This is a genomic window from Photobacterium malacitanum, assembly GCF_900185615.1.
GTDB lineage: Bacteria > Pseudomonadota > Gammaproteobacteria > Enterobacterales > Vibrionaceae > Photobacterium > Photobacterium malacitanum.
The window spans coordinates 510,627-533,741 of sequence record NZ_FYAK01000001.1; the positions used below are offsets into that span (position 1 = coordinate 510,627).

Sequence of the window (23,115 nt, forward strand, 5' to 3'; positions counted from 1 at the left end):
TGTAAAAAAGCCAGCACTCAGTGAAGGATATAGACTATGTTCACCTGCCATGCTGGCTTTTTATTGCTAATACAGTCTGGGGTTAACCATAACGGTATTATTTTTTATTCGCCATCATCGCTTTAAGATCAGCAAAAGGGTTAAATGTCGCCGCTTGATGATCATCCTCACCCGCACGAATCACACTTCCTTGACCATTTTCAGCATCCGTGTATTTCTCGTGTTCATGATCATGACAAAATAAGCACAATAACTCCCAGTTGCTACCATCTTGAGGGTTATTAGTATGGTCGTGATCAACGTGGTGAACAGTTAACTCACGTAAGTTTGAATAAACAAACTCGCGCGAACAACGGCCACACACCCACGGATAAATTTTTAATGCTTTTTCACGATAGCCCGCTTCTTGACGAGCATAAGCGGCACTGCTGCCAGTATAATCAGACGACATATTTTGACCTATTAATATAAATACCAAACAACAAACACGAGGCTGATGTCATTAGTTATGGCGCATATTACCGCCATAAATTCGATTCAACCACCTTAAAATAACAGTTTTCAGTTAAAGATTATTAAAAATCATTGATAGCCGTCATTTATTATTTAAGCCTGTTTTAATACAAACAGTTAGCTTGAAATATATTTTATCATCCCCATTTATTGACTAAATTATTTTTGAACATAATCGAAACGACTAAACTGAGTACAATTTCGCATAATCACTTGCATGGAATTTAAGCAAAATCAGCCTTTATTAACGAATATCGGTTATAAAACACCGTTTAATTAGCCCTTTGTTAATTGGTCTATGCTACTATTCCAGCAATTATTTAAAGCTGATTCTAACAAGATGTTAAATGAATCGCCCTTTTCACCGTAAAGAGTAAATAAATATGGCTTTTGATTTTTCTAAGATACACGTTGATTTGTCGGCTGTGCCAACTACTATCGACATGGGTCACGCATGTTTAGGCGCTTTAGTTTTGATTTTATTGGTCATGTATTTCGCGAAGAAAGGCAAACCAGTAACAGTCGAAAAAATTGTCGAAAAAGAAATCGAAGTAGAGAAGATTGTCGAGGTTGAAAAACCAGTCGAAATCGTTGTTGAAAAGATTATCGAAAAACCTGTTGAGAAAATTGTCGAAGTAGAAAAAATTGTTGAGAAAATCGTTGAAGTAGAAGTTGAACCTAAACTCAAAACATCAACGCCAGATTCAGCACTCCAACTACTGTCACTTTTACAACAAGACGCGCGCTTTATTGATTTCATGCAAGAAGATCTTAAAGGCTTTGCAGATGCTGATATTGGCGCTGCGGCTCGTGTTATTCATGAAGGCGGTCAAAAAGTACTTAATGAATACTTTAGCTTTGCACCCGTACGTGCTGAAGATGAAGAATCACGTATTACCCTACCCCAAGGGTTTAATGCGTCTGAAGTACGCCTAACAGGTAACGTAGTCGGCGAAGCGCCATTTAATGGCACTCTGATCCATCGCGGTTGGAAAGTGACAAATGTTAAATTGCCTAAATTGGCAGAAGGCCATGATGTACATATCATCGCAGCCGCTGAGGTAGAATTATAATGCAAGATACACAACAACATCGTTACAGCGTAGGTATTGACTTAGGCACAACACATTGTGTGCTTTCTTATGTCGATCTTGAGAATGAAAACGCTGATGTCACGGTAATGACAATTCCACAATTAACTACACCTGGTAATGTGGAAGACAAGAGTCAATTACCTTCGTTCATGTACCAAGCTCACGAATCAGAGTTAGCTGAAGGCGATACAGCACTTCCTTGGAATGCAAAGCCTAATGCTATTGTTGGTGCGATGGCACGAAATCTTGGTAGTAAGACCCCAATCCGTCTTATTTCAAGTGCAAAAAGTTGGCTATGTCATGGTGGTGTTAACCGTCGTGATGCATTTTTGCCACTTAATAGTCCAGAAGAAGTGGTAAAAGTATCACCCCTTGAAGCGACACAAAAATACCTTGAACACATGGCTGATGCATGGAATTTCCAACATCCAGAAACGCCTATTAGTGATCAAGATGTCACCATTACTGTACCAGCATCTTTTGATCCTGCTGCACGTGAATTAACAGCAGAAGCTGCGCGTAATGTTGGCTTTAAACACCTGACTTTGCTTGAAGAACCGCAAGCTGCTGTTTATAGCTGGATCAAGAATAATGACGACAGCTGGCGTGACCAAGTTGCTGTTGGCGATATCATTTTAGTGGTTGATATCGGTGGTGGTACGACGGATTTATCATTAGTTGCGGTTACTGAAGAAGACGGCAACTTAACGCTTAACCGTGTTGCTGTTGGCGATCACATCCTTCTGGGTGGTGATAACATGGATCTTGCTCTAGCTTATCGCTTAAAGATGAAACTAGCGCAAGATGGTAAGCAATTACAGCCATGGCAAGTATTAGCCATTACGCATGCTTGTCGTGATGCAAAAGAAGCACTGCTTAACGATGCTGACTTACAATCGATGCCGATTGTGGTTCCAAGCCGTGGCTCTAAGCTTCTTGGCGGTACGCTACAAACAGAGTTGACCCAAGAAGAAGTACAGCAAACATTGGTTGAAGGTTTCTTTCCACAAACAACCATTGAAGAATTACCAGTACAAACAGCACGTGGGGCATTAACCCAAATGGGTCTACCTTACGCACAAGATGCTGCGGTATCACGCCATGTTGCAGGTTTCTTAAGCCGTCAAAGCCAAGCTGTAGAAGAACTATTTGCACAATATGAACAACAGCATGAAGGCTTTATTCGCCCTACTGCTATTCTGTTTAATGGTGGTGTACTTAAATCATCATTATTATCAGAGCGTCTATTATCAACGATCAATAGCTGGTTAACGACTGCTGGCTCTGCTGAAGCGAAGTTACTTTCAGGCCTTGATCTTGATCTTGCTGTCGCAAGTGGCGCTTCATACTATGGTTCTGTACGCCGTGGTAAAGGTGTACGTATTCGTGGTGGTATCGCAAGCAGCTACTACGTAGGTATTGAAAGTGCAATGCCGGCTATTCCAGGTATGGAACCACCACTAGAAGCACTGTGTGTTGCGCCTTTTGGTATGGAAGAAGGCAGCCAAGCTGATGTACCAAGTCAAGAATTTGGTTTAATCATTGGTCAACCAGTGCAGTTTAAATTCTTTGGTTCAACCGTACGTCGTGACGACATAGCGGGTACGCATCTTGATTGGTGGCAACCAGAAGAAATGGAAGAATTACCAGCAATTCAAATGACACTACCAGTCTCTGAAGGACGTAGTGCTGGTGAAGTTGTTCCGGTTAAACTTGCCTCGCATGTTACTGAACTGGGTATGTTATGCCTTGAAGCCATCGCGACCGATAATGGTCAAAAATGGCAAGTCGAATTTGACGTTCGCGAAGCGTAATAGCTTATACAGCGGCGCACTTTATAGTGCGCCGTTTATTTATCTAGCCAATGAAACATGTCAGCGGGCTATATTCTTCTAATTTTCACCCGTAAAAACTGACACATCAATCGTTTCCCATCAGGCTATTTTCTCATTGCAATTATTTTATGGAGTCAGCATGCCTTCATCTTCCCCACGTTACCTTGTTGGTATTGATCTTGGTACTACCCACACTGTTGTCGCTTACAGTGAGATTACAGATACATTAGAAACCAGTCCGATGCATATTTTTGAAATTGATCAATTAATTGCACCGGGTGAAGTGGCACGTAAACCACTACTGCCCTCATTCCGTTATCACCCAGCTGAAGGTGAAATGGACGCAACCCAATTGGTACTACCTTGGAATACTGAACCTGTAAAAGGTGAAATTGCGAGTGTTATTATTGGTGAATTTGCACGAGAACTGGGTGCAAAAGTAGAAGGTCGTCAAGTTGTCAGTGCGAAAAGTTGGCTGTCGCATCAACATGTTGATCGTAATGAAGCTATTTTGCCTTGGTCATCCACAGCATCAACATCAGATGTAAAAAAAGTTTCACCTGTTATTGCTAGTGCTAGTTATCTTAACCATGTGCGTCAAGCATGGGACTATCACCACAAAAATGACAAACTAGCCCAACAAGAAGTGGTGATCACTGTGCCAGCTTCTTTTGATGAATCAGCACGTGCGTTAACATTAGAAGCAGCTGAACTGGCGGGATTAAAAAAAGTCTTATTACTTGAAGAGCCGCAAGCTGTTTGTTACGACTGGTATGCACAAAACCGTCAACAAGCAGATGAGTTATTAAAAGACATTCCATTATTAATGGTGTGCGATGTGGGTGGTGGTACAACCGATTTAAGTTTAATTAAAGTTGGTAGTGATCAAGGAAAACTAACCCTTGATCGTATTGGAGTTGGTGATCACTTAATGCTAGGTGGTGATAACCTCGATTTAGCATTAGCGCACGTTGCCGAACAACGTTTACATGGCGAATCAAAAAAGCTTAGCCCTGCTGCATTATCAAAGCTGATTCAGCAAACCCGTAAGGTAAAAGAAAAATTATTATCAGGTAATGCACCAGATAACGCTAAAGTCACCATGCTCGGCAGTGGCTCGCGTTTGATTGGTGGTGCTAAAAGTATTGAGTTAAACCGTGAAGAAGTGCATCGCATCGCCCTTGATGGCTTTTTCCCTATTACTGAATTCACAGACCAACCTAATCAACGTCAAGCGGCTATGGTTGAGTTTGGGCTTCCCTATGCAGCAGATCCTGCTATCAGTAAGCATGTCGCACAATTTATTGATCTGCATGATAATGTTTGTCGTGAAGCGTTTAATGATTTTAACCTCCATCATTCAAACTCAATCATTATTAATGACGATCAACCAGCGATCCCTGTTGCCGTGTTGCTTAATGGTGGTGTATTTAATAGCCCACTACTTTCAGCGCGCACGTTAGATATTATTTCTCGCTGGCGTGGTGCTCCCGTAACCGAACTTAAAAATCTACATCCTGATTTGGCCGTTGCATTTGGTGCTGTTGCTTATGCTAAAGCCCGTCATGGTGCACAGCTTAAAATTGGCGGCGGATCTGCCCGTTCATTCTTCTTAACTATTGGTGAAAATAAAGGTACTAAGCAAGGTATTTGCTTATTACCTAAAGGGATAGAAGAAGGCATTGAAGTTACATTAACACACCGTAAATTTGCGCTAACACTGGGTGAACCAGTGCGATTTAACTTAGTTTCTTCTACTAATGATAAGCATCATGATGTCGGTGAACTGATTGAAATTATGGGTGATGGTTATATCAATCTACCACCGTTTATTGCAACATTAGACAGTGAACGCGATCGTAGTGAGTTAGCAGCTAACCAAAAAGATCGTGAAGAAGTCACCTTAGCCTGCCAGTTAACAGAAGTTGGCACACTACAAATTGAAGCGGTCAGTCTTACTGATAATAATAAACGTTGGAAAGTTGAATTTGCTATACGTAAAGATTTAGCCCGATTAAGCCGCAATAATGGTGATAGTACCCTTGCTGAAAGTGAGCTTCCAGCTCGAATGCCTGAAGCTATTGACGCAGTTAAAAAAGTCTTTGGCGGCAGTAAAAACACTGATAACAATAAAGCAGTCAAAACACTGCGTAATGATCTCGATAAGATATTAGGCAAACGCGATAATTGGGAAACGCCGTGTTTACGTGAACTTGCCAATGCGCTACTTGAAAGTAAAAAGCGCCGTCGTCGTTCAGATCTTCATGAGCGCAATTGGTTAAAACTAGCAGGTTTTACCATGCGCCCTGGTTTTGGCTACCCTGCTGATGAATTCCGTATGGAGCAAATTTGGCAGTTATATCAACACGGTATTCAGTTTGATACCAATACCCAAACATGGTGCGATTGGTGGACGTTCTGGCGTCGTGTTGCCGGAGGCTTAACCCAAGAGCAGCAACTGCTTATCTATAAAGATATTGCTAAATATATTACTCCTGGAGCAAGCCGTAACGCTAAACTAAACAAAGAACTCCAAGAGCGTAGCTATGAAGATATGGTTCGCTTAGCGGCCTCTTTAGAGCATTTACCATTTGATAAGAAACTTCAACTCATTGAGTGGCTGTTTGGACGTTTACAAAAAGCCCAATATGCTCAAGCGCATTGGTGGGCAATCGGTCGTATTGCCACTCGTACGCCATTTTATGGCAGTAACCATAACTTATTATCTGCAGAGCACGTCTCTTACTGCTTACCTGAACTGATGAGCTATGATTGGCGTAAGGAGCCATATATTGGTTTTGCTGCAGTAATGATGACGCGCATGACTGGCGACCGCACCTTAGATATTAACGATGAATTACGCCAACAAGTCATTAATAAATTAAAACAAAGTAAAGCACCAGAAAGCTGGATTGAAATGGTTTCTGAGGTCAAAATATTGACAGAAGATGAAACCAAACGTGTATTCGGTGATGCATTACCCAATGGATTACGTCTTATTGGTTAATTAAATTAAAGCTAAAACGATTAAAGAGAGGTTATTGCCTCTCTTTATTTAATTTCATATTTTCAATCTAATATTCCTCATTTAAAAATAAAACCGAATTACTGGCTTAATTGTTTAAAAAAAGCGATGTAATTCTTAATTTTTCATTTTAAATTCTAATTTAAACCACAAATATAATTCTATTAATCTTCTGTTAAGGTTCACATTGCTATTGTCTTGCTAACAGCATTTGTTTACTTGTTATATATCTAACAGGTCGACCGTTTTTCAAGCATAGAGTGGACGAATTGGATCACCATTATCCCACTCTCAAAAACCAAATAGGCAAGACTATGACTAATACACAATATGAGTTAATCGCACAACGTATCTTCAAATCAGAAAACCAGCGTGTGGCTGTAGCTGCTGTAGTGTTTGATGGTCTATCAAGCTATGAAGCAGAGAAGCGTTATGAGCTGCCAAAGGGTACTTTGTCTCGTAATGTTCGTAAATATAAAAACGAAGTACAATACATTGAGTCTGTTTCTGCAGCTTAATCATTAAATATATTATTTATAATTAAACCGATATACAGCATGTATATATGAAATAAAATAACCATGGTTTAATTAGAGGCAAAATAAAAGAGAATGTATCGTTACATTCTCTTTTTTATAACTGTATATTATGCAGTTACCGTCAATCACCACAACGCAAATGGACACTAGTTTTAAATATTGCTATCGATAGAATCAATAAGCCTAATAATGTTATTGTTCCTACATTTGCTAATGTTTGCCACGGGTGTTCACTGGTTAGAATATTAAACGCCAAATTACTGACTTTATTTAGCCAAGCACCGATAGCCATTGAGTTAAATAACATCGAACTGATTAATTTAACCAATGTTATTGCGACAAATAGCACCAATAATGGATGGTCAGTTAGCTGAGAAGTACAAAAGATAATACATGCAACTGGCAACAAAGCTAAGCTCATAGCCGCCATCGTCGCAATAAACTGCCCCCAATGTAACCCTATCGCGACTAACGATAGTGCATTTTCAGCCAACATATCTGCAGGCATAACCCACATCGCGACAATCCACACAGTGACATCAATAAATAATAACAATAACGATGAAAATAATGGAATAACAACTAATGCTACCAATAGCTTGATCGCAATTGCTTTACTGTCACTCACCGGCATTGAGTGCCAAAAAGCCAAGCTGCCCTCTTTACGCTCTTTGGCAAGCGCCCTTGCAGAGTAAGTGAAGAAGCTCAGTAGCGACACGATACCTGCAACAAAAAAAGACGCTGAACCGACCATCCCAGCAAACGATGATGAAGTTATTGGTGGTTGCCAACCGTCAAAACCGTTAGTCTGGATATTAAACGAAAAATTATTAATATTGGTAAGTATCATAACGACAATAAGCATCGAAAATAATGCTAGAAACACAGGCAGCCGCACAATTATTTTATGTTCTAATAATTCCGTTTTTATTAACGTATAACTTTGTTTCATGCTACTGTCTCCTGCTGTTTAGCTAAAAATATATCAGCAAGGCTTGGCTGACTAATATCACCTAGCAAGGTTAATTGAGAGACATCAGCTCCCTCAAACAGCAGTCGATATTGTCCTAATTGACAATTGACGGTCAAAGGATGCAATTGTTTCGCAGCCTCTATATTGGCTTCATTAACCGATAAGATCGTAAACTCAGTCGCTAATGATGAGAGTGGTGCTTGTAAAACCGCTTGACCATTTTTAAGTATCAAAACATCTGTTAGTAAATGTGCAATCTCATTGACCTCATGACTCGCAATTATTAATGCTCGCTCACCTTCTTTAAACCATGTCATTAATGTGCGATAAAAAGTCGAACGATACATAAGATCTAACCCAAGCGTTGGCTCATCTAAGATAAGTACATTGACATTGGTTGCCATGACTAACGCTAGATGCAATTGTACTTTCATACCCTTTGATAAAGCTCTTATTTTACTATTAAGATTAATTTTAGTTTGATCTAAGTATTGCAGCATTTTAGGGCGTTCAAAGTGGTGATGGACGCCTGCGGCATAAGAAATTAATTGTTTCACAGTCATCCAATCTGGCAGCATAGCGACATCAGATATATAGGCAAGGTTCTGAACTATTTGGTCTCGGTGCTTTTCAGGCGATAAATTAAAAATACTTAGCTCGCCGCTACAGCTATGCATTCCCAATAATGTTTTTATTAATGTCGATTTACCTGCACCATTATGACCAAGTAAACCAAGGATTTGTCCGCTCGCTAGGTTAAAACTAATATTCTCTAGCGCTTTTTTGCCACCATAAGACTTTGTGATGTGTTGAGCTTTAATAAAAGGGTCGTCACAGCTTATATTATTCACATAACATCCTTAGTAGTTAATAAATTCAGATAAGCGTTATTAATAACATAAATAAGTCGCTTTATAAATTAAAGACTTACAAACCCACCCAAAATAAAACAACGTTTAATTATGTGATATAGAAGAGAGTATGATCTGGGAAATAAAACACACCATACTGAATATATTGAAGTTATATAGCAAGAGGAGAGTATACAGAGCAAATATTATTAACTCTGTATACTAAATAAATAGTTAATATAAAAAATGCGACTTACTATATTAAAATAAGAAGGCTGCAATTGAAGTTGCACAATAAATATAGTATTTAAACATCTGCGATATTCGCATTTTTATATTGCAACAGTTGCCAACAAAATAGTGTTTAACTATTGATTTATAAAGTTATTCAGCTTCGGTTGATAACTCGTCAATAACTAGATCATGCGGTGAAACGCCATCTTTTTCCATCATTGCTAAAATCTCAATCATACGTGATTGACGTGATTCTTGTTTGAATTCATGCAATACAGCAATTAGGTTATTGATTTTTTGTAGAGGAATACGCTTAATTACGGCTTTTTGGCGACCAGGAACTTCATCAGCAAAATCAATTAGAATTTGACGGTAGTCAACACGGGCTTCTTTTACTTCACCGGTTGCTTCTACACTTTTTAACATCGCACTGAGCGCTTTTTCTGCAGCAGCGAAACTGTCCATTAATAACCTCGGATAATAATACAAATTTGCTTTCGCACGGTAATGGCAAAGCATGCATTGATAAAATGATCAATATTAATCAGGAAATTTAACATTGTTCTATATTTAGCTAAATGAAATTAATAACCTCAGATGAATAAATGAGATAGGTGTCTGTTGACCGACACTCTTTAAGTGTTCTATTTACACTAAAGACTCTTTATTATAATTGATCTTTTCATTTTCGTGTAGCTGGGGACGCTACTTCTGTGAATATTACTCTGAGTTGGCTTTATTGTGAACACTAATTTAAAAAAATCGTCAATTTATTCATTTTCGATTGCCGTATGTTCTTTTTTGACTCGATTTCTGGCTCAATATCACATTTTATTATTCGGTGCTAAAAATGATATTCCTTAATAAAAGCATCACAATCAACTATAGTAAACACTCAATTATCATTTCATAATAGGCATATTGTGCGTACTAACTCTCATTTCATTACCGTCATTGTCGGTAGTATCCTTTCGCTTTCAAGTCTTACTGCAACTGCATCGATTCGAGCCTCTGGTAGCTTTACAGCAACAGGAAGTTGCGATGCCTATCAATCTTTTCGTAAACAAACGAATCCTGATAACACTCAGCTTGTTAGTAATAAGCAATATGCAATAAAGGCTATTAATAAAAAAGAGTTTGATTGGGTCCAAATACTGATCCCTACCGCATCCCCTGCTATGCGCTGGGTAAGTAAATCGTGTGGTAAGACACAATTTAATGATGAGGTTACCTTTAAGCCATCTTCTTCAGCATCAAACTCAGCATCAAACTCAGCATCAAAACAGTGTGATACACGTAATGACTTTGATTCATATGTATTAGCTTTAACATGGCAACCTGGATTTTGTGAACACTTTAAATATAAAGGCAATAAACCAGAATGTACCGCAATTAATGATGGTAAATTAAACATTACGCATTTGACTCTGCATGGTTTATGGCCCAACAAAAGCAGTTGTGGCACCAAATATGGCTATTGTGATCGTTATGCGCGGCTCGATTTATCTACTGCAACCATTAAAGAAATAGCACCATGGATGCCGAATTTTTACTACCAAACAAAATTTGGTGAATATGAATGGAAAAAACATGGTACTTGTCAAAATCTCGACGATGATGCCTATTTTCTCACTGCTACTAAATTAGTCGAAAAAGTCGATGCCTCAGCAATAGGCCAATTTATAAAAGCCAATATTGGGAATAATGTGTCAACAGCGAGCTTTAAAAAGAACCTCATTTCACATTTTGGTGCTGATGCGGTAGACCGAATTAGTTTAGCTTGTAGCCAAGGTCGTTATTTAAATGAAGTTCGATTGAATATTGGTAAATCATTTAATGTTAACAATAGTGTTCAACAGTTACTTGAATCTGGTCCTAAAGGACGCCCGTTCTATGGCAATTGCCATAAAAAAATATATATAGAGGCCGCTGGCAAGTAAGCATTCTCATATTTAATTATCGACTATAAGCAAGAAAGCGAGCGACCGTTTGCTTTCTTGTTTACTACATTTACTTTTTTTCTTTTAGATAGCCACATATCAACGATTATCACTATCAATCACCGCTTCAAAGCAATAATCGTGGTATTAATAAATTCCATCAATGTCTTTTTTTAAACCGCCGAATCTCAACATACGATAATGCACGCCGTTCAATAGCTTTTCAGTGAACTTATTCACATAATTATCCAACCTATTGATTAAAAACAACAAAATAACCATCACATATTAATAATGTAACGCGTTACATAGTAATAATTCATTTTTTGTGATATAAGTCTCCTTGGATTTTTGTTTTTTTGTGCTACCTTGCATCGCCTTCATGGCAATGAAATCGGTTACATGTTTAATGTTTGTAACAACTATTACGAGTGTTTGTTGCGAATTATTATCAATAAAAAACCTATTATAACAACCGATAACAGAGCACTCACAACGGATGAATGTTCCTCTTCACTAAGTAGTCTTTCGAGGTTGCATAGTTTTATTAACAGGAAAAAATATGACTTCTACGAATGGAAATATACTGGGATCAATCAATGACACCTTAATGGCGATCATTGGTTCAGTAAACGGCGTTTTATGGGGCCAACTTCTCGTTTATTTATTGGTTGGTGTAGGAATTTACTTTAGTGTTCGTCTTGGTTTTATCCAGATCCGTCAATTCCGTCATTCAATTGATGTCCTAAAAAGTGGCCGTGAAATAGAAAACGGCATTAGTTCTTATCAAGTATTTTGTACATCGATGGCAGCACGTGTTGGTACCGGTAATATGGCTGGTGTCGCTGTTGCATTAACCATTGGTGGCCCAGGCGCTATCTTTTGGATGTGGCTAATTGCTATCTTCGGTATGGCAACCGCTTTTATTGAATCCACTCTTGCTCAAGTTTACAAAGTAAAAGATGTTGATGGTCAATATCGTGGTGGCCCTGCTTATTACATGGAGCAAGGTCTTGGCAAGCGCTGGATGGGTACTCTTTTTTCAATTTGTCTTATTATTGCTTTTGGCTTTGTTTTCAATGCTGTTCAAGCAAATACCATCACCGACGCACTGCACCACTCTTTTGGCTGGAATGAAACCACGCAAGGTATTGTGATTGTTATCTTAACAGCTTTCTTTATTATGGGCGGTTTACGCCGTATCGCTAATGCATCTACAAAAATTGTACCTATCATGGCGGTTGGCTATTTAGCAATCGCATTAGTGATTGTTGCAATCAACATTACTGAGTTACCTGCTGTTCTGGCCCTTATTGTTAAGAGTGCATTTGGTTGGCATGAAGCCGTTGCTGGTGGTGTCGCTTTCACGGCTTCACAAGCGATGCAAAGTGGTATTGCACGTGGTTTATTCTCAAATGAAGCTGGTATGGGCTCAGCGGCTAACGTTGCAGCAAGCGCGACGCCTAATCCTAACCACCCTGCATCACAAGGTTTTGTCCAAATGCTAGGTGTTTTCGTTGATACCATTGTTATTTGTACAGCATCTGCGGCAATGATTATGCTTTCTGGTGTCATGAACACACCAGATGCATCGACAGGTATTGGTTTATTACAACAAGCACTGAGCAATCAACTCGGTAATTGGACAACCTATTTCATTACGTCAGCAATTTTACTATTTTGTTTCTCGTCAATCATTGCCAACTACACTTATGCAGAAACAAATATCATGTTCCTCAACGGTAATACCAAGCGCGGTTTGTTCTTATTCCGTCTTTGTGTTCTCGGTATGGTAATGTTTGGTGCTGTTGCATCACTGCCTGTTGTTTGGAGTTTAGCTGATGTTTCTATGGGTCTAATGGCATTGGTTAACATTGTTGCTCTTATTTTCCTTTCTGGATTGGCAATTAAAGTCATTAAAGATTATGAAGAACAACTTAAAGCAGGTAAAACACCAGAATTTGATCGCTCTAAATTTAAAGAGCTAAAAGATATCGAAGGTGCATGGCACCCAGATACTATTGCTGAGGCACGCGAAGCAAACGGCAATACATTTAATAAGTAAGCGAATCAAAACCTATTAATATCTAAAACCAGTCAGTAATGGGCTGGTTTTTTTTCGTTCTTTTTACAGTGTCCCCACTCCATTGAGTCATCCCTCTTACGGCTTACGGCTTACGGCTTACGGCTTACGGCTTACGGCTTACGGCAAAATATAAACATACTATCTATGATTAAGTCTTGAATTTTGAGTTTTAAACCAAGGTATCGAGAAGCGAATAGAATATAAAAAGGCTAAAGAAAGAGATTCTTTAGCCTTGGGGATATTCAAACATTATAGGTAACCATGTTGGCTTTTCCAGCCGTCACTCATTTGCGCTAAAACACACGCAGGAAGAGGACGATGGGCTTTTGCGGGCTGAGAGGCTATTTTACGATAACCACTTGCTTGTAGTCTTAAATCAAAAGCAGTATCTATTGGCTTGCCTGCACGTGCTAGATCCCAACGGAAAACACGCAGTGCCATATATTCATGTTGTTCTATTTCACCACCATGAGGGTACATCAGCACTTTTGCATATGCTTGCTTGGCCAATTCGAAGTTCACGTTAATCATGAGTTTCTCCTTAGCTCCTGCTGGCTATCACTACTGCCGAGAGCTATATTTAACGTAAAACGTTACAGTGTCGCATGCAAGATATTTCGCAAAGATTTTGATGTAAAATGATATATATAACTTGATTATGTGATACCGAGTCCAACATTGTGTGGTAAATAACCACTTTATGCGCTAAAAACATTCAATAATTATTAAATTCACTCGATACTGCTACTTTCTAAAAATTGCCCTTTAAACACGTAATCAGCTGCATTACTATGCTAAGTATCACCACTTCTAGGACTACATAATGCAACCAATAAAAGTGCAACCTAACCCTCAAATTGCCGTTATTTTTAAAACATGGTCTACGGAGTGGGCTAAAGACGTTAAAGAAGGTAAGAAAGACGCAGCCAATCAATTTTATACTGTCTATAATATTGCTGCCGATTTATTCGCAAAAGGTGGCGAGATTGATATCTCAGTTATTTCAGCATTATTTAATGACTGTAAACAAAAAACAGAAATGGCAGAACAACTGGTTAATAAAATTAAAATCAGTTTAAAAGATGATGATAAGCGCGCCCAGCTACTCATTACTCAAGTAAATACAGCAGCGCAAGATGCTGCTTTTGCCATGAATTACCTTGGTCAATTATTGCTACAATCAGCATAATAAAATAAACAAGCAGTGCTTCGTCTGATGCACTGCTTATCAATATCAGCACTATTATTCTGTAACACCAGCAATAACTTATTACTCACAATGCGCTATTTATTACCATTCTACGGCTGATTATGGCTTTTATTTTCCAGCTATACTTTGTCGTATCTGCGTGTTTTACTATTAACAAGCCGCCATAATGAAAATAACAACCTTAACGACAATGTTTAGCCGCTGGTTTTCCAATGCAGCAGACATTCCTGATTCTATTCGTATAACCCTTCCTATGTTAGTTAGCTTAGGCGTTTTTTATAACTTAGGCTTTACTAGTGCCGGTATTTCAGGGTTAATCACCGCATGGTTGCTTGGAACTCAAGCACGTAATCTGCCTTATTTAAAACGATTACAAATACTGTCTATCTCAGCATTAATCACCGTTATGGCAACATATTTAGCATTTTTAGTGTTTGATAATATGTGGCTTAGCGCGATTACATTGTGCTCAATCGCCATTCTCTATGGCTTGATGTCTAATCAACGGCCCCATATTCGCTTATTTGGTTATAACTTTGGTTTTATCTATATTATGGCAATTCATTTTGCCGCTGTCGGTGATAGTTTTTCCATTATTTTAATGGCTAATATCTTTGCTGGGCTATGTGTTATGTTGTCATCGCTTATTTTATGGCCCTTTTTTAACGGCCGTATTTTGCAACAGCATACGGTAACAGTGGATAATGCGCTTACTGATTGGTTAAATGAATTACGTTTTTCTGATAATGAAGCCCAACTGGCAGCCAAACGACAATTCTTTTATCAAAGCGCGCATAATTTAGCTTATTACAGTAACTCCATTTCTTCGTCTAAACGCGCTATTAAAATAAAAATCGAACTGCAACGTTTATTAGAAATGTCTGAATATATTATTTGTTTAGAACGTGCACTCAGTTTTGACTTACACCAATCAACACGCATTCGGCTCTTCAAATGGATAGAACTCACTGTTGAACAACTAAAAAACAATCAACAAATCACGGCAACCTTTACGACTAACGAATACAAAAACACACCCTATATTGTTGATATAATAGAAAAATTCAAACGTTGCTATAACTTTGATACCTTTTCAACGCCCGATAACAGTAAAAATATTTATCTATTTACCAGTGACAGTGCGGCATTTATTAGTGATTTTTGTCAGGCACTTAAATTTAATTCAAAAGAATGGCGTCATGCGGGTAAAATTGCAGTTACGTTAGCCGTTACTCAATTTTTAACTGAGTTCTATCACCTTCCTCAAGGATATTGGATCTCATTAACTGCCTTTATTGTCTTGCTGACCTCATCAATGGCGGTGACGAACCATCGAATCTGGAATCGTTTTTCTGGCACGGCGTTAGGTGGAATTTACTGCTTTATTTGTTTGTATTTTATACCGCCACAGCACCTTATTTTATTAACCAGTATTTCAGTTTTTTTTGCGTTTACCTCATACCATAAAGAGCGTTACGATATTCATGTTTTTTGGTTAACATCGATGATTGTGTTCGCAATTAGCTTACTCTCACCTGATAACACGTATGTGTCTTTTTATCGTATTATCGATACACTTTTTGGGGTAACTATTGCATTTTCGGTCAATTACTTTATTGCGCCGAGTTGGACAATGACATGGTTAGATCGCCATACTTCTAGCATGATAAAATCACAAATATTATATGTTGCGGTATTAAATAAGCCACAATGGGAACAAAAAATTAATTTATACCAAAGTCAGCAACGTTATTATGCCTTACATGGCGAAGTGATGAATTTACTGAGAGAGCCAAATTTAAGCCCTCGTACCTCAAAGGATTGGTTAAGCCTATTAGTGTTAATTCAACGTTTAAATGATGGCTTATTGTTAGCAACTAAATTGGGTATTCAATCAAATGAATCACATGCAACGGCACGTTGGATCGGTCAATTACAATGGATAGAACAAACATTTCCAGATCGTTGTAAGCATGGTGAGCTGCCCCCCTTTGATAATGAAACAACGCCCATTCCAGAAGATATGTTATGTGCGTTAATTGAAAAGGATATTCAGCAACTTACTGCGTGGATGCTATATCAGCGCGCTTTTGTAGTGTAGGTTTGTGGGTGCTTTAAAATAACAAAAGCCGCAAATCTATATTGATTCGCGGCCTTTTGCTAAACAATGTACGCTATTTAATCCATTTTACGCACTGTTATTGAGTTAATCTTTAATGGATCACGCGCTGGCGTATCAAGTTTTAGCGCTTTTACTGCCGCACGTCCTGCCTCCGTAATACCGCCTTCATAAGAGGGCTCTGTCACACCAGGGATCATATAAGCTTTTGAACCTGGTGACCAAGCATTAAAGAAACCACTTAGATCTGTTTGTGCAGCATAAGATGCACACACCATTAATTGATCACCTTTGCTCAAACTTGATGTTAATTGACAAGCATTTGGTGATGGTAATTGCATATTATCTTCTAAATCACCACGCGTTAGACGATGCATTAGTTTAAATAAATTCCATCCCTTCATACCATCAACATCAGTAACATAATAGCTTGGTAACTCTCCTCTCACGACATTTGTTATATCGAATTCAGTTTCAGCCCACTCTTTCAATTGAGCAAACATCACAAGTCGCTCACCATTACCACCAGCAGCCCAAGCATAAGATGCTTCTAAATTAACAAAGGCTGGAGCCATACGAATATCTTGCTCAACACGTGCCATTTTACCTAGATGCTTATCCTGCATATAAAGAGCCAGAATATTGTTTACAACTTCTGTTGAACCTTCAACGTTAAATGGTGCTTCAGCTGCATTATGGCCAACTTCATGCCATAACAACCAGCTATTTAATGGCGACATTTTAATATCACGACTATTGGTATCAAAGCTGATGTTCATAACAGGATAACCCGAGTGTGCGGCACCAATAGAGATAGCCACATCATTCACTACATGATGTTTATTATTAGGCAGTGTCGTATCTGTTACTTTATTATGACGACCTGTTCCTTCACCCTTAACTTCATCTCGCGCATAAAAATCATTTAGATCTTCTGCGAAAACATCTAACTCTTGTGTAAATTGTTGTGGACTACCACCGTAATTGCTTGCTTGTAGATTTTTTGCGGCTGCCGTATAAATAAAGCTATTCGATTCAATTTCACCAATTGGAGCCACTGAATGTTGAGGGTTTACCCAAGCATTATTTTTGTACCATGGTGCGGCAACGGTTCCATCAAGATTAACGATTACATTTCCTGTTTCATTTCCTGACACATAAATCAAGCCACCATACGGCGCGGTAAATGTTTCACTACCACCAGCTAATAATGTGAATGATTTAGAAACACGTGGTGGTCGCAGTAAACCCAACTCATGTTTTTCACGACCAGTTAGATCGTCAGCTAAAGCCACTGTGATTGTCACTGGATTATGATTCCCAGCAACAGAAACAGTAAATGGTTGATGTGCTACAGCCCATTGACCAGTTGATTGACGATTACCTGCATACCATGCAACAGTATTATTCGATAAATCAACCTCGACAGTGGCTGATGATGAACCTTTAGCTTCACCCGGATATTGACGAATATCCGCCTTAATATCTAAATCAAAGTATGAACGCCCCAGCATTAAGCGTGTTAATGGTTTTTCCATATAGTTCAATGGGTAGCTTGGGTTCATCCATCCTTGGTATTCAGCATTTACATCGTTATTAGTTCCATAAACCATATTGTTATCAACAAGGCTTTGAGCTAGTTCTGCACTACAAACTGTTTGATTTGGCGCTTTATCACCGTAACAATTTAGGAACTCAGTAAAACGTTTAAAACCTAGCTCATCGTTATTAACACCAGACTCATAACGGTAATCAAGATCATTCCACAACCATACTGTCATATTTTGATAAATACGATGTAGATCGACACTATTTAAGCGCTCACCTTGATGACCTTTCGTGCGGAAGTACAATTCATGTTGATATAAACGTTCAATATTAGTACCAAGATCAGCTGCTTTTACCATCGCTTTCGCTGTGGTTTCATTCAGATCTAATTCTTGGTAACGCGGAGTATGCATACCACCATCAGTCGCAATACCTGTTCCTGGTCGATACTCTAAACAATTCACTTCATAGTGATAATCGTTAAGACGGCACTCCTGATAACCAAACTCTCCATCACTAAATACTGCTAGTAATTTTTGTTTTTCAGCATCGATCTCTGATGGTGTTTTATTATATGTATCAATAAACGCAACCACAGTTTCGTTTTCACCTTTATCATTGGTAATCACTTTCTTAGCAACGGCTAATGTTGGTTTATCATCGGGTTTATTATTAGTAATGAAATCCCAAATAACAATGCCATCTTTAATCGTATATGGTGGCTTTATCTCGCCACTCACTTCATCTTTTGCTGACTCATAACGTTCAATAACCCAAAAACCATGTTCACGTTGTGCACGCACACGATCGGGATAACCAAAACTTGGGCCATTAGCGATAACTGAATGTCCGTTCAACGCTAAACCAGCGCCATCTAATAAACGCGCAAACTCATCTTTTGGTTGCGAAGCAATAGTTTCCATTATCAAAATATTACCGCCACGCTCAACATAACTCAGCAATCCAGAAACATCTTGCTCGGTTAGTTTAGGCTTATTAATATCCGCAACAGTTGGTACTGTATAACTGCCCGTAATAGTTGAGAACTCATAACCGTTTAACATCAATAATGGCATTGTCTCAGGATCAACTGAACTGAAATCGGTAACTTGCTCTATATTTAAATTAAAGCGCTTATCTGCTTTAAATTCTGCCGAACGGCCAATCTGTTGATGCCCAGCTTGACGAAAATAAACATGTGATATATTAGTGCCAACCGTAATCGGTGCCGTGGTATTAATATAGCTATCACCTAATAAATAACGGAAAGTATTGGCAAAGAAATTTCCCATATCTTCACTATCATTAGCACGATCTTTACGCTGCCAACACACGCCATTGTTATCAACACCGTCATTCCAACTATAACTGTCAGGACACACTAGAATACTGTTATAGCGATTATTACCGACCATCATAACTTTGCCAGCACCTAATTCACCGATGCTAATAAATGGTAAGTTAAAGGTTGCAGTATTAGCTGTCACATTTTCAGGAGCAACCGTTGACGGCGCTTCAGTAATATAAGCTAGGGTTTTTTCATCCCATGCTTTTTTATCACCAAACTTAATCCAATAATTATTATCATTACGTGCCATTAAAATAGGAAAGGCACGATTGGAAATATTAATTGCACTTTGACCACGAGCATTACCTGAGCTGCCATAGAACCACGTTTCATCGGTAAACACATGGAATTTAGTGACAGGTTTCCAGCCATCGGCAATAGCCTCAGCACCTGCTCCCCAAAGCTTACTAATATCAGCTTGAATATTTTTCTCAGCTATTGTTACCGTACGTGGAAATGACAATGGCGAAAAGACTATATTTGCTTGGCAAGCATCACCACAAATGGCCATATCAATCTGCTGTGCTAAACCTGATTCAAATTGCTTATCAAATTCACCAGCAACAAGTTCTTCCTGACCACTACCATTATCTAATTGTACGGATTCAGACAGCCCTATATTTAATATTTCATTAATCACATTAGGGTATTGAGCAAATACATTATGGACACGTTCGGAAATATGAATATGATCAGTAGCGTCAGAATAACGTTGTAATAAGCGAGTAATATTACGACCAGCATGCCCTGCGGCTAAATCTGTCACCGTAAATTGCGTTTTATTGGCTTTAAGTTCACCTAACTCAAAGGTATCAATACCAAAAGCAACACTTTCGCCCCAGCTAAAACTAAATTTACCTTCAGCATCAGTTTGCCCACGTCCTGATGGACTGTAATAATCAACGCCGACAATAGGTTGACCATCTAAATCACGTAAAAAACCCGTCGTTAAAATGACTTTAGTTGGCTGGTAAGTTAAATTTTGCTCAGCATTTGCACTTACAAAACTACTATTTAAATCACCGGCTCCTTCTGTTACTGCTGGCTGAGATTCGGGTTCATGAGTTGATGGTTTACTATCAGTTTCTGTACTTTCTTCTAATTTATCGCTAATCAATGCCTTAAATTCAGCAGTAGGCAGCAATATATCATCTGAATTATAGAAATTATCAAACCGTAATTGGTCAATAGCTGATAATTTAAAATCAAAAACCTTACCGCTTTCAAGAGCCATTTTATTTAATAATGCTTGTGTATTAGCAATTGCATTAATACGTTCAGCATCAGTAAACGCCACAAATCGGTCAGACTCTGCAAGTGTTAATTGCTTGATTCTTTCTTTTGCTCCTGACTTAGTCGCTTGTAGTTTTACCTCAGTAAACGTTGCTAATTTGATACTCTCAAATGAGCAATCGACAGTATCACCATCTTCAATAATAAAATCAGTAGCGGGTGAACCATTACAATGAACACTCGCACCAAAATTCATGTCACCATTAAGAGAAAAGATACCTGCAGCAGGAGGAATAACAGGATCGACTGGCGGTGTGATCTCAGGATCAACTACGGGTGGTGGCGCGACAGGCTCACTTGAATCACTACCACCATTACAGCCCATCATTAATGCCGATGATATTGCTAATACGATTAACTTTTTATTGGCCACAAAAACTTCCATAATATTTTATTATTGTATGTATAAGGAGGTTTATATACTGGAAGATACCAAGAAAGCAATCACTGTCATCACAAAAAACACCAATCAGACAATAACCAATAATAATTATAACTACTTAAAATACAGTGAATTAAAACATTACAGATTGAAACATTTTGATACAAGATCACGGATAAGTAGCGACTGTTTTATCTCTACTATTAACAGTTAAATAATAGTTATTGTTTGATTCACTGTAACGATTAAAACTAAATAAAAAACACTGTTGGCAATCAAAGATAGGCTGTGAGTAATTTAAGGCTAGATTGCTGCCTCCATTTCGATAATATTTACTATCAAGCGCTAATCCCACAGCAATTAATGCTTGCTGGCGATTATTAAATTCAGGCGCTTTCGCTAAGTCTGTTTGATAAGCACCTGCGATATACTCAATACGATGCATTTTATTTTCACTCGCTATCAAGATATCACGCCAACCATTATGGGAGTCGTCAGCAATTAAGATAGGCCGATAAATATTTTTCCAACTTGCCAATTTTTTCTGTGTATGACTAAAAAGATACCCCTCACAACCAGTTTTTGTACAAAACTCATCTGTTTGCATAATAATAAACACTTCATCACTGCCATCATTATTTAAATCAGCATAACCATAACGATATGGTGGTAAACCATTTTCAACCACAGGGAAAACATCATCGGGCTTTAATATATATTTACGAACAATTTCAGCTACAAAATCCACACGGTCTTTATCACTGTCTAAATAGACTGAGTCTTTTGTTTGCTTTAATAAATGATCACTATGGATTCGATCTACCACCATAACGACACCACCCAATATAACTGCAAACAATAAATACCACGCCCCATATTTAACCATTTAAATACCTTTATGCCGTTCCCCTTATTAAGTGTACTAACAGTGATGCTTTTTTGCTGACTCTTAAATAATAAAAAGCCGTTAGTAGCAAAACCCACTAACGGCTGTTGTATTACCCATTGATGTTTTTTTTATGCATACCTTTTGGCTCATGAAGAACGCGTCGATGCCAGATTGAGTAATGCCTTAGCCCTGCAGGACCATGCGCAATAAATACTGACAGTAATAACACGCCAATATAAATATGCGGTTGTAGCTGTGGAATGACGGCAATCGAAGTCAATAAGCCTAACTTTATAAACGTTAATACGCCTTTTAATTGAATTAACCATAGCTTTGACCGATAGATTTCTTGCGCCATCATCAGCAAACCGCTAACCATCGCTAATAACCACCAATTGAGCCATAGTCCTTTCTCAAGATGAAAAATAAAGCCCCCGCTAGAGATAGCGACACCTAATATATGCAGTGCTCGAATAGCGGTTTTGGTTAATCGTTGAATCCAAAAGCGAGTTTCAGAAAGTTGATGCTGAGATTGCTTGCGTGGCAAATGGTTAGTCATAATGACATCACTAGTAAGTAAAAAAACGCGTCAAGAATAGCGTATTTTTTACGATGACCAAACCTTATCGTTCAAAGGATCTAAATTCTACTATCATTCCATCATTAACCAGATAACAATCCATACCTGCAGCATTTGCTGCTTGGTAACCTAACTCAGTATCTTCAAACACAACACAAGCTGAAGGAGGAAGTTCTAATAGCTGCGCGGCTTGTAAGAAAGTATCAGGAAATGGTTTATGTCGTTCAACATCATTAGCCGTTACGACAATATCCACCAATGGTAAAATGCCTAACGTCGTCAATATTTCTAGAGCATGGTGCCGATAACACCCAGTACCAATTGCAATGCGTTTATTTAATGCCTTTTGTTGCTGTAATAAAGTAAAGGTCGTAGGAATAATATCGCCTTTATTTTTTATATCATCAAAATAACGCAACTTGCTGGCTACTAATAACTGCGGATCTGCCTCTATAGGGTATTTTTTTAATAACCCAGTCGCAGTATTAATCGTCGAAGATCCGCCCATTGAATAAAACCAATCACGCTCAAACGGTAGTTCAAAATCAATACAGGTTTGTTGCCACGCTTTAATATGGGCTGGCATTGAATCAACTAATGTGCCATCCATATCAAAAATAATCCCTTGGTATGACGATAAATCCATTGCGTACTCC

At 38.4% G+C, this 23,115-nt stretch carries 17 protein-coding genes; 8 read left to right on the top strand and 9 right to left on the bottom strand.

Features of this window, described 5'->3' with window-relative positions:
• Window positions 1-97 precede the first annotated feature (97 nt).
• The gene (locus PMAL9190_RS02250; RefSeq protein WP_087843733.1) at window positions 98-451 is read right to left on the bottom strand and encodes a YajD family HNH nuclease; all 354 of its coding nucleotides are present in this window, start codon (window positions 449-451) and stop codon (window positions 98-100) included.
• Window positions 452-917: 466 nt separating this feature from the next.
• On the opposite strand from PMAL9190_RS02250, the gene PMAL9190_RS02255 reads away from it, so the two are divergent.
• From PMAL9190_RS02255 to PMAL9190_RS02270, 4 genes are all read left to right on the top strand, one after another.
• Entirely contained in the window at window positions 918-1,586 is a 669-nt protein-coding gene (locus tag PMAL9190_RS02255) for a DUF2760 domain-containing protein (RefSeq protein WP_200813370.1), read from the top strand.
• Entirely contained in the window at window positions 1,586-3,421 is a 1,836-nt protein-coding gene (locus PMAL9190_RS02260; protein WP_087843735.1) for an Hsp70 family protein, read from the top strand. The genes PMAL9190_RS02255 and PMAL9190_RS02260 overlap by 1 nt, the downstream gene beginning before the upstream one ends.
• Before the next feature lie 160 nt (window positions 3,422-3,581).
• Window positions 3,582-6,449 (top strand): Hsp70 family protein, encoded by a 2,868-nt coding sequence (locus PMAL9190_RS02265; protein WP_087843736.1) that lies wholly within the window; start codon window positions 3,582-3,584, stop codon window positions 6,447-6,449.
• A gap of 332 nt (window positions 6,450-6,781) precedes the next feature.
• Window positions 6,782-6,985, top strand: a complete 204-nt coding sequence (locus tag PMAL9190_RS02270) for a hypothetical protein (RefSeq protein ID WP_087843737.1) — start codon at window positions 6,782-6,784, stop codon at window positions 6,983-6,985.
• Window positions 6,986-7,127: 142 nt separating this feature from the next.
• Here PMAL9190_RS02270 and PMAL9190_RS02275 read toward each other — a convergent pair whose 3' ends face one another.
• From PMAL9190_RS02275 to PMAL9190_RS02285, 3 genes are all read right to left on the bottom strand, one after another.
• Window positions 7,128-7,958: an ABC transporter gene (locus PMAL9190_RS02275; RefSeq protein WP_087843738.1), complete on the bottom strand. Its 831-nt coding sequence runs from the start codon at window positions 7,956-7,958 to the stop codon at window positions 7,128-7,130.
• Complete coding sequence (locus PMAL9190_RS02280; RefSeq protein WP_087843739.1) at window positions 7,955-8,830, bottom strand: ABC transporter ATP-binding protein; 876 nt, start codon at window positions 8,828-8,830, stop codon at window positions 7,955-7,957. Before PMAL9190_RS02280 ends, PMAL9190_RS02275 begins: the two co-directional genes overlap by 4 nt.
• 384 nt (window positions 8,831-9,214) lie before the next feature.
• Window positions 9,215-9,529: a hypothetical protein gene (locus PMAL9190_RS02285; RefSeq protein ID WP_087843740.1), complete on the bottom strand. Its 315-nt coding sequence runs from the start codon at window positions 9,527-9,529 to the stop codon at window positions 9,215-9,217.
• Between the two features lie 458 nt (window positions 9,530-9,987).
• Here PMAL9190_RS02285 and PMAL9190_RS02290 point away from each other — a divergent pair, with 458 nt between their 5' ends.
• A complete protein-coding gene (locus PMAL9190_RS02290; protein WP_087843741.1) occupies window positions 9,988-11,004 on the top strand; it encodes a ribonuclease T2 in 1,017 nt (338 codons plus the stop codon).
• A 562-nt stretch (window positions 11,005-11,566) separates the two neighbouring features.
• Window positions 11,567-13,069, top strand: coding sequence for an alanine/glycine:cation symporter family protein (locus PMAL9190_RS02295; protein ID WP_087843742.1), 1,503 nt, complete (start codon window positions 11,567-11,569; stop codon window positions 13,067-13,069).
• A gap of 270 nt (window positions 13,070-13,339) precedes the next feature.
• Here PMAL9190_RS02295 and PMAL9190_RS02300 read toward each other — a convergent pair whose 3' ends face one another.
• Window positions 13,340-13,621: a hypothetical protein gene (locus PMAL9190_RS02300; protein ID WP_065166110.1), complete on the bottom strand. Its 282-nt coding sequence runs from the start codon at window positions 13,619-13,621 to the stop codon at window positions 13,340-13,342.
• Between the two features lie 292 nt (window positions 13,622-13,913).
• On the opposite strand from PMAL9190_RS02300, the gene PMAL9190_RS02305 reads away from it, so the two are divergent.
• Together PMAL9190_RS02305 and PMAL9190_RS02310 are read left to right on the top strand one after the other, a co-directional pair.
• A complete protein-coding gene (locus PMAL9190_RS02305) occupies window positions 13,914-14,279 on the top strand; it encodes a hypothetical protein (RefSeq protein WP_087843743.1) in 366 nt (121 codons plus the stop codon).
• A gap of 187 nt (window positions 14,280-14,466) precedes the next feature.
• Window positions 14,467-16,401, top strand: coding sequence for an FUSC family protein (locus tag PMAL9190_RS02310; RefSeq protein ID WP_087843744.1), 1,935 nt, complete (start codon window positions 14,467-14,469; stop codon window positions 16,399-16,401).
• Between the two features lie 77 nt (window positions 16,402-16,478).
• Here PMAL9190_RS02310 and PMAL9190_RS02315 read toward each other — a convergent pair whose 3' ends face one another.
• The 4 genes from PMAL9190_RS02315 to PMAL9190_RS02330 all read right to left on the bottom strand — a co-directional run bounded on the left by PMAL9190_RS02315 (window position 16,479) and on the right by PMAL9190_RS02330 (window position 23,105).
• Complete coding sequence (locus tag PMAL9190_RS02315) at window positions 16,479-20,981, bottom strand: SslE/AcfD family lipoprotein zinc metalloprotease (protein ID WP_306341438.1); 4,503 nt, start codon at window positions 20,979-20,981, stop codon at window positions 16,479-16,481.
• A gap of 178 nt (window positions 20,982-21,159) precedes the next feature.
• A complete protein-coding gene (locus PMAL9190_RS02320) occupies window positions 21,160-21,876 on the bottom strand; it encodes a hypothetical protein (RefSeq protein WP_087843746.1) in 717 nt (238 codons plus the stop codon).
• Between the two features lie 112 nt (window positions 21,877-21,988).
• Window positions 21,989-22,438: a hypothetical protein gene (locus PMAL9190_RS02325; RefSeq protein WP_087843747.1), complete on the bottom strand. Its 450-nt coding sequence runs from the start codon at window positions 22,436-22,438 to the stop codon at window positions 21,989-21,991.
• Window positions 22,439-22,502: 64 nt separating this feature from the next.
• Window positions 22,503-23,105 carry an HAD family hydrolase gene (locus tag PMAL9190_RS02330; protein WP_087843748.1) on the bottom strand — a complete coding sequence of 201 codons (603 nt, stop codon included), beginning with the start codon at window positions 23,103-23,105 and terminating at the stop codon, window positions 22,503-22,505.
• Window positions 23,106-23,115 lie beyond the last annotated feature (10 nt).

What these genes read in the sequence shown, in the direction of transcription:
- PMAL9190_RS02250 (WP_087843733.1), bottom strand. Translation starts at nt 451, where the DNA reads ATGTCGTCTGATTATACTGGCAGCAGTGCCGCTTATGCTCGTCAAGAA.
- PMAL9190_RS02260 (WP_087843735.1), top strand. Translation starts at nt 1,586, where the DNA reads ATGCAAGATACACAACAACATCGTTACAGCGTAGGTATTGACTTAGGC.
- PMAL9190_RS02265 (WP_087843736.1), top strand. Translation starts at nt 3,582, where the DNA reads ATGCCTTCATCTTCCCCACGTTACCTTGTTGGTATTGATCTTGGTACT.
- PMAL9190_RS02270 (WP_087843737.1), top strand. Translation starts at nt 6,782, where the DNA reads ATGACTAATACACAATATGAGTTAATCGCACAACGTATCTTCAAATCA.
- PMAL9190_RS02275 (WP_087843738.1), bottom strand. Translation starts at nt 7,958, where the DNA reads ATGAAACAAAGTTATACGTTAATAAAAACGGAATTATTAGAACATAAA.
- PMAL9190_RS02285 (WP_087843740.1), bottom strand. Translation starts at nt 9,529, where the DNA reads ATGGACAGTTTCGCTGCTGCAGAAAAAGCGCTCAGTGCGATGTTAAAA.
- PMAL9190_RS02295 (WP_087843742.1), top strand. Translation starts at nt 11,567, where the DNA reads ATGACTTCTACGAATGGAAATATACTGGGATCAATCAATGACACCTTA.
- PMAL9190_RS02300 (WP_065166110.1), bottom strand. Translation starts at nt 13,621, where the DNA reads ATGATTAACGTGAACTTCGAATTGGCCAAGCAAGCATATGCAAAAGTG.
- PMAL9190_RS02305 (WP_087843743.1), top strand. Translation starts at nt 13,914, where the DNA reads ATGCAACCAATAAAAGTGCAACCTAACCCTCAAATTGCCGTTATTTTT.
- PMAL9190_RS02310 (WP_087843744.1), top strand. Translation starts at nt 14,467, where the DNA reads ATGAAAATAACAACCTTAACGACAATGTTTAGCCGCTGGTTTTCCAAT.
- PMAL9190_RS02320 (WP_087843746.1), bottom strand. Translation starts at nt 21,876, where the DNA reads ATGGTTAAATATGGGGCGTGGTATTTATTGTTTGCAGTTATATTGGGT.
- PMAL9190_RS02325 (WP_087843747.1), bottom strand. Translation starts at nt 22,438, where the DNA reads ATGACTAACCATTTGCCACGCAAGCAATCTCAGCATCAACTTTCTGAA.
- PMAL9190_RS02330 (WP_087843748.1), bottom strand. Translation starts at nt 23,105, where the DNA reads ATGGATTTATCGTCATACCAAGGGATTATTTTTGATATGGATGGCACA.